This is a genomic window from Streptomyces sp. NBC_00989 (genome assembly GCF_045162655.1).
GTDB lineage: Bacteria > Actinomycetota > Actinomycetes > Streptomycetales > Streptomycetaceae > Streptomyces.
In genome coordinates this window covers 10,332,959-10,346,283 of sequence record NZ_CP108728.1, presented here as the reverse complement: position 1 = coordinate 10,346,283, position 13,325 = coordinate 10,332,959, and the positions used below count along the sequence as shown (strand labels likewise).

Below are 13,325 nucleotides of genomic sequence, written 5' to 3'. Positions count from 1 at the left end.
TCCTAGATGTGGGGGACGTCGTCGGGGATGTCGTAGAACGTCGGGTGGCGGTAGACCTTGTCGGCGCTCGGCGCGAAGAACGGGTCCTTCTCGTCGCGGGTCGAGGCGGCGATGTGCTCCGAGCGCACGACCCAGATGGACACGCCCTCGTTGCGCCGCGTGTACAGGTCGCGGGCGTGGGTGAGCGCCATGGCGTCGTCGGCGGCGTGCAGCGAGCCGACGTGGACGTGGTTCAGGCCGCGCTTGCCGCGGACGAACACCTCGTACAGGGGCCAGTCCTGCGTCATGCCGCCGCTCCTTCGGTTTTCTGTGTGCGGGCGGATTCCTGCGTACGAGCGGCCTGCTTGGCAGCGTGGGCGGTGGCCGCCTCCCGGACCCAGGCGCCCTCCTCGTGGGCGGCCCGGCGGCGGGAGACCCGCTCGGCGTTGCGCGGTCCGTCGCCGCTGATCACGCGCTGCAACTCGGACCAGTCGGGGGTGCCGAAGTCGTGGTGACCGCGCTCGGCGTTCCAGCTCAACTCCGGGTCGGGCAGGGTGACTCCGAGCTTCTCCGCCTGCGGGACCGTCATGTCGACGAAGCGCTGACGCAGTTCGTCGTTGCTGTGCCGCTTGATCTTCCAGGCCATGGAGCGCGCCGAGTTGGGCGAGTCGTCGTCGGGCGGCCCGAACATCATCAGCGACGGCCACCACCAACGGTCCACCGCGTCCTGGACCATGGCCCGCTGGCCGTCCGTGCCGCGCATCATCGTGAGCAGCAACTCGAAGCCCTGGCGCTGGTGGAAGGACTCCTCCTTGCACACCCGCACCATGGCCCGCGCGTACGGCCCGTACGAACAGCGGCACAGCGGCACCTGGTTGCAGATCGCCGCGCCGTCCACGAACCAGCCGATCACACCGACGTCGGCGAAGGTCGGCGTCGGGTAGTTGAAGATCGACGAGTACTTCTGCCGGCCCTCGATCAGCGCGTCGGTCAGCTCCGCGCGGTCCGCGCCCAGGGTCTCGGCGGCCGAGTAGAGATACAGTCCGTGTCCGGCCTCGTCCTGCACCTTCGCGAAGAGAATCGCCTTGCGGCGCAGGGAGGGCGCGCGGGTGATCCAGTCGCCCTCCGGCTGCATCCCGATGATCTCCGAGTGCGCGTGCTGCGCGATCTGCCGGATCAAAGTCTTGCGATAGCCGTCGGGCATCCAGTCGCGGGGCTCGATCCGCTGGTCCTTCGCGATCGTGGCATCGAACTGCCCCGAGAGCCGCGCTTCGTCCCAGCCGGCGGCTGACGCCTCCGTGCCTGTGCTGCTCATCGACACACCAACTTCCCTACCGACCATTCGTTCGGTGCCTAGTCTGATGGGTTTCCCCCGGCGAGGCAAGACCTGCCGAGTGAATGGCTGGTCACCAGCCCTCTCACCGGCCCTCGAACGACGGCTCCGACCGAGCGAGAAACGCCGCTACGGCGGCCCGGTGGTCCCGCGTCGCCCCCAGCCGCTCCTGCGCCGCCGCCTCCCGCTCCAGCACGGCGACGAGGCTCGCGCCGGGCGCCTCCCGCAGCAGCGCCTTGACCTCCGCGTAGGCGGCGGTGGGCCCGGCGGCCAGCCGCTCGGCGAGGGGCAGCCCCTCCGCGGCGGCATCGCCGTCAGGTACGACCCGGTGCACCATGCCCCACCGCAGCGCGTCCTCCGCGCCGAACCGATCCCCGAGCAGCATCAGCGCGGCGGCCCGCGACGGACCCACCGCCCGCGCCAGCGCACCGCTCAGCCCGCTGTCGGCGGCCAGCCCGATCCCGGTGAACGCGGTGGCGAACCGTGCCCCCTCGGCCGCGACCCGCACATCCGCGCAGAGCGCCAGCCCGAGCCCGGCGCCAACACAGGCGCCCTCGACGGCGACGACGACCGGCTGGGTCAGCGCGTGCAGCGCCTCCACCAGCGGGTTGTACTCGTTCCGTACGCAGGCGAACGCGGCGTCGGGCCCGCTCTCCAGCGCGCGGGCGTGCTCCTTGAGATCCTGTCCCACGCAGAAGTGCCTACCCCGCGCGGTGAGCAGCACGGCACGGACAGCCGTCCCGTCGCCGCCCACCTGCCGTACGGCGGCCAACAGCCCATCGCGCAGGGCGACATCGAGCGCGGGCCTGCGCAACTCGATGGTGGCGACACCGGCGTCCAGGCGGTAGCCGACGCCGTCCGAGGATCCGCTCACTTCCACTCGTAGAACCCCTGTCCCGTCTTACGGCCCAGCTCACCGCGTGCGACTTTGTCGCGCAACAGCTGTGGCGGGGCGAAGCGCTCGCCGAGGGTGGAGTGCAGGTACTCGGCGATGGCCAGGCGTACGTCGAGGCCGACCAGGTCGGTGAGGCGCAGCGGACCCATCGGGTGCTTGTAGCCGAGGCTCATCGCGTCGTCGATCGCCTCCGGCGCGGCGACGCCCTCCTCGACCATGCGGATCGCCTCCAGGCCGAGCGCGAGCCCGAGGCGGCTGCTGGCGAAGCCGGGCGAGTCCTTGACGGTCACGTCCTTCTTCCCTAGGGCGTGCGTCCAGTCGAGGGCGGCGCCGACGACCGCGGCCTCGGTGTGCGGTGCGACGACGATCTCGACCAGGGCCGAGGCCGGCACCGGGTTGAAGAAGTGCATGCCGAGGAAGCGGCCGGGCCGGGTGAGCACAGAGGCGAGTTCGGTGACGGACAGGGAACTGGTGTTGGTGGCCAGCACGGTCGTCGCGCCCACCGCCCGCTCGGCCGCCGCGAGCACGCGGGCCTTGAGCCCGGCGTCCTCGGGGACGGCCTCGACGACCAGATCGGCGCCGGCGGGCAGGCCGTCGACGGAGTCCGCCATGGTGACGCGGGCGAGAACCTGCTCGGCGGGTTCGCTGAGCAGGCCCCGCTCGGCTGCCCGCTTGAGCCCGGTCGCGACGCGGTCCAGCGCGGCGGCCGAGGCGGCCTCGCCGCTCTCCACGACGGTCACGGACGAACCGGCGGCCGCGAAGGACTGCGCGATCCCGGCGCCCATCCGGCCGCCGCCGATCACACCGACAACGGCCGGTGCGGAGACGGGTGTTGGGCTCATACGCGGTTCCTCTTCTCCAAGAAGCGTGTCATACGGTCCCTCTTGTCCTGCCCCTCGAAGAGCACGGCCTGCGCGAGGTCGTCGGCGACCGGGTGGGCGCCGGGCGAGTCGACGACGAGCTTGGTGAGCCGGAGGGCAGTGGCCGACGAACGGGCCATGCGGTCGAGCAGCGCGTGCGCCTCGTCCAGCAGCTTGTCCGCCGCTACGACGTCGATGACCAGCCCGGCGGCCAGGGCTGCGGGTGCGTCGAGGTTCCGTCCGGCGAGCAGCACCTGCTTGGCGACGGACTCGCCGACCAGCTCGGGCAGCCGCCAGCAGGCACCGGCCGCGGCGAGGATGCCGAGCCCGGGCTCCGGGTTGCCGAAGACTGCGTCCGGTCCGGCGATACGGAGGTCGCAGGCGTACGACAGCTCGGCGCCGCCGCCCAGCGCCCAGCCGTCCACCGCGGCGAGGGTCGGCATCGGCAGTCGGCGTACCCGCTCGAAGAGGCGGCTGTTGATGCCCTGGAGGGCATCGTCCCGCCCGCGTGCCAGGAGCTCCGCGATGTCGGCGCCGCCCGCGAAGACCCCGCCGTGTCCGGTGAGCAGGAGCAGCTTGGGGTCCCGCTCCAACTGCTCGCAGACGGCGTGCAGTTCGCGGATCATCAGGCCGCTGATGGCGTTGCGGGCTTCGGGGCGGTGCAGGGTGACCACGACTCGGTCCTCGCGGTCCTCGACGAGGAGGGTCTGGTAGCCACCGGTGTCGGAGGCGCTCAGGCCGGTGTCGGTGTCGGGGGCGCTCATACCCGCTCCACGAGCATCGCGACGCCCTGCCCGACGCCGACGCACAGCGTGGCCAGACCCCGGCGGCCGTCCTCGCGCTCAAGCCGGCCGAGCAGGGTGAGCAGGATGCGGGCGCCGGAGCAGCCGAGAGGATGGCCGAGTGCGATGGCTCCGCCGTCGGCGTTGACCTTCTCCTCGTCCAGCTTGAGGCGGCGCGTGACCGCGATCGCCTGGGCCGCGAAGGCCTCGTTGAGTTCGATCGCGTCCAGGTCTGCGGTCTGCCATCCGGCGCGGGCGAAGGCCTTCTCGGTGGCGGGGACCGGGCCGAGGCCCATGATGTGGGGCTCCACTCCGGCCGAGGCGGAGGTGATGATCCGGGCCCTGGCGGTGAGCCCGTGGCGTCGGACGGCCGCGCCGCTCGCGACCACCAGGGCGGCGGCGCCGTCGGACAGCGGTGAGGAGGAACCGGCGGTGACGATGCCGCCGTCGCGGAAGATGGTGCGCAGGGAGCCGAGCTTCTCCAGCGTGGTGCCGGGGCGCGGGCCCTCGTCGCGGGTCACCTCGCCGTCCTTGACCGCGACCGGCACGATCTCCCGGTCGAAGCGGCCCGACTCCTGGGCGGCGACGGCCCGTTGATGGCTGCGCAGCGCGAACGCGTCGGACTCGGCGCGGGTGATGCCGTCGAGCGCGGCGACCTCCTCGGCCGTCTCGCCCATCGTCAGGGTCTGCTGGGCGGCGAAGCGCGGATTGGTGAAGCGCCAGCCGAGCGAGGTGTCGTGTACCTCCCCGGGTTTGGCCCACGGGGTGCCGGGCTTGGCCATCACCCAGGGGGCGCGGGTCATGGACTCCACGCCGCCCGCGACGACGAGGTCCGCCTCTCCGGCGCGTATCGCCTGGGCGGCCGAGGCGACGGCGGTCAGGCCCGATGCGCAGAGCCGGTTGACGGTGTAGCCGGGCACGGTGTGCGGCAGCCCGGCCAGCAGGACGGCCATGCGGGCCACGTCGCGGTTGTCCTCGCCGGCCTGGTTGGCGGCGCCGAGGATCACCTCGTCGACCTCGTGCGCGGGTATTCCGGCGCGGCGGACCGCCTCGCCGACGACCAGTGCGGCGAGGTCGTCGGGTCGTACGGAGGCGAGGGCACCGCCGTAGCGGCCCTGCGGGGTGCGGGCCCCGTCGATCAGATAGACCTCGTCGGAGGACGGCTCAGGCATCGGTGGTCTCCTCGGCGGGGGCGGGCCGGCGCGACTGCAGGGTCGCGAAGCGGCCGGTGACGAACGCGGGGTCGGACAGGGTGGCGCTGGCCGCCGGGTTGGCGGCGCTGCCGTGGAAGTCGCTGAACGCGGCGGACTGGTTGACGAAGACGCCGCCGGTGAGGTTCTCCGAAAGGTGCACGCCCGCGTCGAGGGCGGCCAACTCGGCGGCGTCCAGCACCAGTTCGCTGGTGGAGTGGACGGCGGCGGTCAGCGCGCCGTGCGCCCGCACCGTCTCGCGCAGGATCCGCAGGCTGTGCTCGGTGGAGTCGGTGCCGATGACGAACGAAACCGGCCCGAACCATTCCCGGGTGTACGTCTCCCGGTCGTCCTCGGCGTCGAGGCGGGCGATCAGCGGCGTACGGACGACGGCCTGCGGGTGCTCGGGGTGCTCGACGGGCGCCGAGGCGCGCACCGTACGACCGACCGTGGCGGCCTGTTCCAGGCGCTCGCGCACGCCGTCGTTGACGATCGCGCCGAGGGTGCCGGCGGCGCGGGCGGGGTCGCCGAGCAGTCTGTCGAGTGCCGTGCCGAGGTCGGCGGCGAACTCGTCGGCGGTGCGCGGGCCTTGGTCGGTGGTGATGCCGTCGCGCGGGATCAGGAGGTTCTGCGGGGTGGTGCACATCTGGCCGCTGTAGAGGGCCAGCGAGAAGGCGAGGTTGCCGAGCAGGCCACGGTAGTCGTCGGTGGAGTCGAGGACGACGGTGTTGAGTCCGGCCTTCTCGGTGTACACGAGGGCCTGGCGGGCGTTGGTCTCCAGCCAGTCGCCGAACTCCGTGGAACCGGTGAAGTCGATGATCCGGACGTCGGGGTGCAGCGCGAGGACGGCGGCGCTACGGCCCCCGGGCTCCTCGGCGGCGAGGATCACGAGGTTCGGATCGAAGCCGGCCTCGGCCAGTACCTGGCGGGCGATCCGCACGGTGACGGCGAGGGGCAGGACGGCGCCCGGGTGCGGCTTGACGACGACCGGGTTGCCGGTGACCAGGCTGGCGAACAGGCCCGGGTAGCCGTTCCAGGTCGGGAAGGTGTTGCAGGCGATGAGCAGCGACACCCCGCGGCCGACCGGGGTGAACTTCTTGTCGAGGACCAGCGGGCCGCCCTTGCGCCGCGGCTTGCTCCAGCGAGCCGCGCCCGGGTGCCGCTTCTGCTCGGCCCAGGCGTACGCGACGGCCTCCAGGCCGCGGTCCTGCGCGTGCGGGCCGCCCGCCTGGAACGCCATGACGAAGGCCTGCCCGGTGGTGTGCTGCACGGCGTGCGCGATCTCGAAGCTCGACGCGTTCAGCCGGGCCAGGATCTCGGCGGCGACACCGGCGCGGGTGTCGGGGCCCGCGTCGCGCCAGGGTCCGGTGGCGGCCAGGGCGGCGGCCACCGCCTCGTCCGGCGCGACGCGGGGGTAGGAGATGCCCAGCTCGAAGCCGTACGGAGAGGTCTCGGCGGCCGACACGCTCCCGTCGCCGGGGTGCCCCGCCAGCTCGAAGGACCCGCCGAGCCGCTCCTCGAAGGCGGCCTCTCCGTGCTTGGCCGCGTCCTCTCCGTAGACCGACTTGCTGGGTGACTCCGGATACGGCGTCCAGTGGTCACGACTCGCGGTCGCGGCGACCGCCTGTTCCAGCAGAGCGCGATGGCGGGAGAAGAAGTCGGGCAGCTCGGAGCTGGTCTGGGGCATGCGTTCCACCTCTTGACAGGCAGTGGTGATGCTGGATTACTTGGCCGTGACGCACGCTAACCGAATGTTCGGTCGGTCCACAAGGTGGTGGAAAATGACGCAGGCCGCTGACACGGCCTCCGGTCCGACGGCGAGGATGTTCGCCGCGGACGAGGCGTCCCGGGCTCTCGGGATGGAGCTCGTCGAGCACGGCGCAGGGACCGCCGTGCTCCGCATGACCGTGACCCCGGCCATGGTCAACGGACACAGGACCGCTCACGGCGGCTATCTGTTCCTGTTCGCCGACTCCGCCTTCGCCTGTGCCTGCAACAGCCACGGCCCGGTGACCGTGGCCGCCGCGGCCGACATCGACTTCGTCGCCCCGGCGTACGAGGGCGACGTCCTGGTGGCGACCGCGACGGAGCGCACCCGGTTCGGCCGCAGCGGCATCTACGACGTGAGCGTCATGCGCGGCGACCAGGTGATCGCGGAGTTCCGCGGCCGCAGCCGCACGATCAACAGCGCGAAGACGAAGGAGTCTCCATGAGCAGCGACCTGACAGCCCCGGCGGCCCCACCGGCTTCGCCGCCCGTGAGTCCGCGCCTCGGGGAACCGCTCCCCGACGGGCTGCTGGACGCCGCCGAGCGCCTGAGCCGCGAGGAACTGCGCGAGCACCAACTCGGCCTGCTCCAGGCCACGTTGAGGCACGCCTACGACAACGTGGAGCTGTACCGCCGCAAGTTCGACGAGGCCGGTGTCAAACCCGGCGACTGCCGCACCCTGGAGGACCTGGCCCGGTTCCCCTTCACCACGAAGGCCGACCTGCGCGACACCTACCCCTTCGGCATGTTCGCCGTCCCCATGGACCAGGTCCGCCGCGTCCACGCCTCCAGCGGGACCACCGGCCGCCCCACGGTCGTCGGCTACACAGAGAACGACATTTCCATGTGGGCGGACGTGGTGGCCCGCTCGATCCGCGCGGCCGGCGGCCGTCCCGGCCACAAGATCCATGTGTCGTACGGCTATGGGTTGTTCACCGGTGGTCTGGGCGCCCACTACGGTGCCGAGCGCGCGGGCTGCACCGTGATTCCCGCCTCCGGTGGCATGACCGCCCGCCAGGTGCAGATCATCCAGGACTTCAAGCCCGAGATCATCATGGTCACCCCGTCGTACATGCTCACCCTCCTCGACGAGTTCGAGCGCCAGGGCGTCGACCCGCGCACCAGCTCCCTCAAGGTGGGCATCTTCGGCGCCGAGCCGTGGACGGAGGCGATGCGCCGCGAGATCGAGGAGCGCATGGACATCCACGCGGTCGACATCTACGGCCTGTCGGAGGTCATCGGCCCCGGTGTCGCGCAGGAGTGCGCGGAGACCAAGGACGGCCTGCATGTGTGGGAGGACCACTTCTACCCGGAGATCGTCGACCCGCTCGCCGACGAGGTGCTGCCCGACGGCGACAGCGGCGAGCTGGTCTTCACCTCCCTCACGAAGGAGGCCCTGCCGATCATCCGCTACCGCACCCGCGACCTGACCCGGCTCCTCCCCGGCACGGCCCGCCCGGCCTTCCGGCGCATCGAGAAGATCACGGGCCGCTGCGACGACATGATCATCCTGCGCGGGGTGAACGTCTTCCCCAGCCAGATCGAGGAGATCCTGCTCCGCACCCCGGCCGTCGCCCCGCACTTCACGATCCAGCTCAGCCGCCGCGGTCGCATGGACCACATGACGGTCCGCGCCGAGGCCCGCCCCGGTGCCACTCCCGGGCAGCGGGATGCCGCCGCCGCGTCGATCGTCAAGGGTGTCAAGGACGGCGTGGGCGTGACCGTGGCGGTGGAGATCGTCGACCCGGAGACCCTGGAGCGCTCGGTGGGCAAGATCCGCCGGGTCAAGGATCTGCGGGACCAGTGACCTCCGAGGCGGTTCCGTCCGGTGTGGTCGCCGGCCTTGTCACAATGGACCGGTGACCAGGACACCTGTGCAGAACCCGGCCGGCCGCCACGGCCGTCCCGCCTACGACCGCGACTCGCTGCTGGAGGTCGCCGTCGTGGTCTTCAACGAACGCGGCTACGACGGCACCGGCATGGAGGAACTGGCCCGACGCCTGGGCCTCAGCAAGTCGAGCATCTACCACCACGTGTCCGGCAAGGAGGAACTCCTCGAACTCGCGGTCAACCGCGCGCTGGACGCGCTGTTCGCCGTGCTGGACGAGGAGGCCGGGGACCAGGACGGCGGCAGCGGGGCCCCGGGCACGACCGCGACCGTCCGGATGAAGCGCATCATCCACCGCAGCGTCGAGGTACTGGCCGCCGAACTGCCGTACGTCACCCTGCTGTTGCGTCTGCACGGCAACAGCGAGGTGGAGCAGCGGGCACTCGCCCGGCGCCGCGAATTCGACCACCGGGTGGCCGAGTTGATGACCCGGGCGGCGGCCGAGGGCGGTATACGGGCGGACATCGACCCGCATCTCGCCAGCCGGCTGCTGTTCGGCACCGTCAACTCCCTCGTGGAGTGGTACCGCCCCGACCGCGACCTGACCGTGGAGACGCTGGCCGACGCCCTGACGACCATCCTCTTCGACGGCCTGCACGGACGCGCGGCGAGTTGAGGGGAGCGCAGGCCTCAACTCCCCTCCCGCACAAGCCACATGAAACACCCCGAGTACGATGATCGAGAGCTGGCCCCGCCCTTCTCCTCTGTGTCCCTCCCACCCGCCGCGATGGAGTTGCCATGACGACCGACCCCAAGCCGTCACCGCAGATCGACACCGGCAAGGCACACCCCGCGCGGGTCTACGACTGGCTGCTCGGCGGCAAGGACAACTACCCGGTCGACGAGGCCGTGGGGGAGAAGCTGCCACCCGAGGCGAAGGACGCGGCGCGGCAGAACCGTGCGTTCATGCACCGCGCGGCGACCTGGCTCGCCGGACAGGGCATCGACCAGTTCCTGGACATCGGCACGGGCATCCCCACCGAGCCCAACCTGCACCAGATCGTCCAGAAGACCGTGCCGACGGCGAAGGTCGTCTACACCGACTACGACCCGATCGTCCTGCGTCACGCGGAGGCGCTGCTGATCAGCCACGCCGACGGGGTCACGGACTACATCCAGGCCGACGTGCGCGAGCCGGAGCTCATCGTCGAACACGCCCGCCACGTCCTGGACTTCACCCGTCCGATCGCCCTCTCGCTGATCGCGCTGATGCACTTCATCCCGGACGAGCAGGACGCCCACGGCATCGTCCGCAACCTCGTCGCGACCCTGCCGTCCGGCAGCTACCTGGTCCTGTCCCACGCCGCGTCCGACCTCTACCCGGAACTCGCCGCGCAGGTCACCGCCGAGTACGCCAAGGGCGGCATCAAACTCGGCTTCCGCACCCGCCCGGAGGTGGAGCGCTTCTTCGACGGCCTCGACCTGGTACAGCCCGGCCTGGTGACGGCGACGGAGTGGAATCCCCCGGCGTCGGAGGAGGCTCCGGAAGGCAGCGGGATCTATGCGGGGGTGGCGCGGGTCCGCTAGCGGCGGCTCGTGTCCGGGGCGTCCACCGGAGGCTGGTCCGGCCACGTGAACGCGTAGCGCGGATCGCCGCCTCGGCCGAGCCGTACGAAGCGCAGGAGTTCGCGGACGATGCCCGCGTTGCCCATCGCCCAACCCGTGCACGGTTCGAGGTCGCTCGGGCTGGCGCGGTGTTCGACATTGGACCAGCGGGCGCCGTCGCCGTCCCGGGTCACGCGGGCGGCCAGGTCCGTGACGAGGACGCGGGCGAAGTCGTACGGGTCCTGCTGTTGCCGCTGTTCCTTCTGTTCCTGCCGCTCGGCGATCCGGTCGCAGGCCAGGGCGAGGACGCCCGCGGTGCCGCAGCAGCGGCCGTTGTTGTCCCAGAAGCCGGGGCTCAGTCGCCGGGGCAGGCCGGAGTGGGTGACCGTGTGCCAGCAGCGGTCGGCGAGGGCGGACCAGGCGGGGTCGGCCGTGATGTCCCGCAGCAGCCGGAAGACCTGGGCGTCACCGGCCGGGCCGTAGCACCAGCCGTAGTTGACGGGCTCGACGACATCGGGGCGGTACTGCGGGGTGGAGTGCCGGACCAGGAAGCCTTCCGGCCCCGCCTCGTCGCGGGACACGACGTCCGCGGCACCGGCCAGCGCCAGTTCGACCAGGTCCGTACGGCCGGTGGCCTCGCCGACCCTGGCGAGCCCCACGACGATGCCGAGCGTGCCGTGCGAGATGTGGTGCAGACGGGAGTCGGTGCCCGGGCGGTGGGGCCAGTGGACGCCCGCCGGAGTCCGCTCGGCCGTCCGCAGGTACGGCTCCACGGCGAGGACGGCCAGGTCCCAGTCGCCGGCCAGGAGTGCGCCGAGGCCGATCCCGGCGTTGCCGCCCATCAGCTCGAACAGCTCGCCCCAGCGGGTCCCGTCGAAGTGTGACCGTACGAGTTCCAGCGCGCGGTCGGCGGCGGCACCGGCGGCCGGGTCGCCGAGTTCCTCGTGCAGGGTCCGCAGGACGAGGGCCATTCCGGTCCGGCCGAAGTAGAGGGAGTCGTCCTCGACGCCGTCGACGGCATCCGCGAGACTGCGACCCGCCCGCAGGGCCGCGTCGGCGTAGGAGTCGTCGCCGAAGTGCCGCCATGCCTCCAGGAGCACGGGGACGTTCCCCGCCGTACCGCTGTAGAGCATGGGGGTGAGTTCGTCGTCCGAGGGCTTTCTCGACCAGGCGAGGCCTCCTCCGGAGGTCTCTCGCGCCGCTCCGATCAGCCATCGCAGCCCGTCGACCGCGAGTTCCTCGGCCTCGTCGACCGCCACGACCGTGGCTTCTGGTGCCGTCATGCGCCCACTCTCGCATGATCTTCCGGACCCGCCCAGGGGCGGTGGCGGACCGTTGGATCTTCCGCCGCCGCACCGCCCCAGGCCGTCAACCAGCGGTATTGGTCTGCCAGATGACCGCGCTGTCGGTCGCGATGACCATGTTGCCGTCCTCCAGGACCTTGAGCACGGCCCCGGTGGCACCTTGCGTGTCGCTGCTCCACAGCGCCTGGTGCTGCGCGTCGTAGACCACGAGGTTGCCGTCCGCCTGGAACGTGGCCGTGTTGCCCGTGCCCTGCGTCTGGCTCGCCCAGTGTGCCGTGCCGGACGCGTCGTAGAGCACGAGGTTGCCGTCCGTCTGCATGATCAGTTTCGAGCGCACGGTCTGGATGAACTTCCCCACCTCGAACGTGAAGGGGGACTTCACCACCACGGCGTCGGGCAGGCGGCTGGCGCCCGTGCCTGAGGCGGAGGGAGAAGCGGAAGGAGACGGCGTCGCTCCGCTTCCGGACGGGGAGGCCGACACCTGGGCGGCGCGGTCGGCGCCGGCGGACGGTGTGCCGTCGGCGGACGCCGAGTCCTTGCTCTTGGACTGGCCCTTGTCGTCGAGGGTGTTGAACAGGAGCAGCCCGGAGCCGGCGACGACGACCAGCGCGGCCCCGCCGACGGCGGTCCACAGCCCGCGACGCCCGCGCTCGCTCGGGGTACCTCCGCCGTCCCACTGCGGGGCCGGACCGGTTCCCGCCGGATATGGGCCGTACGCGTCTGCCGCGTGCGGCCGCGTGAGGTTGTCATGGCCCGGGTTCGGCGCGAGGAGGGTGACCGCGTGGGCCTCCCGCGTGCCGCCGTCCATGGCCGCCGCCGTCTGCGGGGCTACGGCCGTCGCCGCGTCGGAGGCCACGGGTGACACGCCGCCCCCGTTGTCGGCGACGGTCGCGGCGCGTTCCCGATCCGTCAACGAGCCGACGGCGAGCGCCCGTTGGTAGGCGGGATGGTGGACCAGATCGGCCTCGGCCCGGCAGAGTTCGACGATCTGATGCGGTGTGGGGCGCAGGGCGGGGTCGCTCTGCGCGCAGGCCTCGATCAGCTCGGCGACGCCGGCGTCCACACCCCGCAGGTCGATCTCGCCGTGCACCGAACGGTACGACACGGCCGCGAACGGCCCGTCCCCATAAGGCGGGCGGCCGGTGACGGCGAACGCCAGCGTGGCCCCGAGGGCGAAAACATCCGCGCCCGGACCGGTCTCGCCGCCCGTGATCGTCTCCGGCGCGATGAACCCGGGGCTGCCCATCGCACCGCCGACCTGCGTCAGGTTGGAGGTGCCGGTGGTCCTGGCGATGCCGAAGTCGATCAGCTGAGGACCGGTGGCGGAGAGAATGACGTTGTGCGGCTTGAGGTCCCGATGCCACACACCGCGGACGTGGATGGCGTCCAGCCCCTCGGCCAGGGCGGCCAGCATGACCCGGGCCAGGTCGGCGGGGAGCGGTCCGTTGGTCACGACCGCGGCGTGCAGCGTGGGCCCCGGCACGTACTCGGTGGCCAGCCAGTACGGCGGCGTGTCCAGCTCCGCGTCGATGAGGGAGGCCGTGTACGCGCTGCGGACCGTACCCAGGGTCTCCACCTCGCGGCGGAACCGGCTGAGGGCGTGTTCGTCATGGCGGAGGTGGTCGTTGATCACTTTGACGGCGGCGGGCCGGCCGCCCGGCGAACGCGCGAGGTACACCCTCCCCATCCCGCCCTCGCCGAGTCGGCCGACCAGACGGTAGCGGCCTATGTGCGATGGGTCGGAGCCATCGAGGGGAAGCACGGGACATGTCCTCCGTTGCC

Annotated in this window: 13 protein-coding genes; 4 read left to right on the top strand and 9 right to left on the bottom strand. The window is 71.8% G+C overall.

Features of this window, described 5'->3' with window-relative positions; all coding sequences use genetic code 11:
- Positions 1-2: 2 nt before the first annotated feature.
- The 7 genes from paaB to paaN all read right to left on the bottom strand — a co-directional run bounded on the left by paaB (position 3) and on the right by paaN (position 6,726).
- Complete coding sequence (gene paaB, locus OG714_RS46560) at positions 3-287, bottom strand: 1,2-phenylacetyl-CoA epoxidase subunit PaaB (RefSeq protein ID WP_019075091.1); 285 nt, start codon at positions 285-287, stop codon at positions 3-5.
- The gene (gene paaA / locus OG714_RS46555) at positions 284-1,294 is read right to left on the bottom strand and encodes a 1,2-phenylacetyl-CoA epoxidase subunit PaaA (RefSeq protein ID WP_406130348.1); all 1,011 of its coding nucleotides are present in this window, start codon (positions 1,292-1,294) and stop codon (positions 284-286) included. The genes paaB and paaA overlap by 4 nt, the downstream gene beginning before the upstream one ends.
- 103 nt (positions 1,295-1,397) lie before the next feature.
- Positions 1,398-2,186, bottom strand: a complete 789-nt coding sequence (locus tag OG714_RS46550) for an enoyl-CoA hydratase/isomerase family protein (RefSeq protein ID WP_406130346.1) — start codon at positions 2,184-2,186, stop codon at positions 1,398-1,400.
- The gene (locus OG714_RS46545; RefSeq protein ID WP_406130345.1) at positions 2,183-3,049 is read right to left on the bottom strand and encodes a 3-hydroxyacyl-CoA dehydrogenase family protein; all 867 of its coding nucleotides are present in this window, start codon (positions 3,047-3,049) and stop codon (positions 2,183-2,185) included. Before OG714_RS46545 ends, OG714_RS46550 begins: the two co-directional genes overlap by 4 nt.
- Entirely contained in the window at positions 3,046-3,831 is a 786-nt protein-coding gene (locus tag OG714_RS46540; RefSeq protein ID WP_406130343.1) for an enoyl-CoA hydratase/isomerase family protein, read from the bottom strand. The genes OG714_RS46545 and OG714_RS46540 overlap by 4 nt, the downstream gene beginning before the upstream one ends.
- The gene (locus OG714_RS46535; RefSeq protein ID WP_406130342.1) at positions 3,828-5,021 is read right to left on the bottom strand and encodes a thiolase family protein; all 1,194 of its coding nucleotides are present in this window, start codon (positions 5,019-5,021) and stop codon (positions 3,828-3,830) included. The genes OG714_RS46540 and OG714_RS46535 overlap by 4 nt, the downstream gene beginning before the upstream one ends.
- On the bottom strand, positions 5,014-6,726 hold the full coding sequence (gene paaN / locus OG714_RS46530; RefSeq protein ID WP_406130340.1) for a phenylacetic acid degradation protein PaaN: 1,713 nt from the start codon (positions 6,724-6,726) through the stop codon (positions 5,014-5,016). The genes OG714_RS46535 and paaN overlap by 8 nt, the downstream gene beginning before the upstream one ends.
- Positions 6,727-6,820: 94 nt before the next feature.
- On the opposite strand from paaN, the gene paaI reads away from it, so the two are divergent.
- The 4 genes from paaI to OG714_RS46510 all read left to right on the top strand — a co-directional run bounded on the left by paaI (position 6,821) and on the right by OG714_RS46510 (position 10,221).
- The gene (gene paaI, locus OG714_RS46525) at positions 6,821-7,252 is read left to right on the top strand and encodes a hydroxyphenylacetyl-CoA thioesterase PaaI (protein ID WP_406130338.1); all 432 of its coding nucleotides are present in this window, start codon (positions 6,821-6,823) and stop codon (positions 7,250-7,252) included.
- Positions 7,249-8,613, top strand: coding sequence for a phenylacetate--CoA ligase PaaK (gene paaK / locus OG714_RS46520; protein ID WP_406130336.1), 1,365 nt, complete (start codon positions 7,249-7,251; stop codon positions 8,611-8,613). The genes paaI and paaK overlap by 4 nt, the downstream gene beginning before the upstream one ends.
- A 52-nt stretch (positions 8,614-8,665) precedes the next feature.
- Positions 8,666-9,310 (top strand): TetR/AcrR family transcriptional regulator, encoded by a 645-nt coding sequence (locus OG714_RS46515; RefSeq protein ID WP_406130334.1) that lies wholly within the window; start codon positions 8,666-8,668, stop codon positions 9,308-9,310.
- 122 nt (positions 9,311-9,432) lie between these two features.
- Complete coding sequence (locus OG714_RS46510) at positions 9,433-10,221, top strand: SAM-dependent methyltransferase (protein WP_406130332.1); 789 nt, start codon at positions 9,433-9,435, stop codon at positions 10,219-10,221.
- Here the strand turns inward: OG714_RS46510 and OG714_RS46505 are convergent.
- Together OG714_RS46505 and OG714_RS46500 are read right to left on the bottom strand one after the other, a co-directional pair.
- Complete coding sequence (locus tag OG714_RS46505) at positions 10,218-11,522, bottom strand: lanthionine synthetase LanC family protein (RefSeq protein WP_406130330.1); 1,305 nt, start codon at positions 11,520-11,522, stop codon at positions 10,218-10,220. The two genes, OG714_RS46510 and OG714_RS46505, sit on opposite strands and share 4 nt — an antisense overlap.
- Before the next feature lie 85 nt (positions 11,523-11,607).
- Positions 11,608-13,305, bottom strand: a complete 1,698-nt coding sequence (locus tag OG714_RS46500) for a protein kinase domain-containing protein (RefSeq protein ID WP_406130328.1) — start codon at positions 13,303-13,305, stop codon at positions 11,608-11,610.
- Between the last annotated feature and the right edge of the window lie 20 nt (positions 13,306-13,325).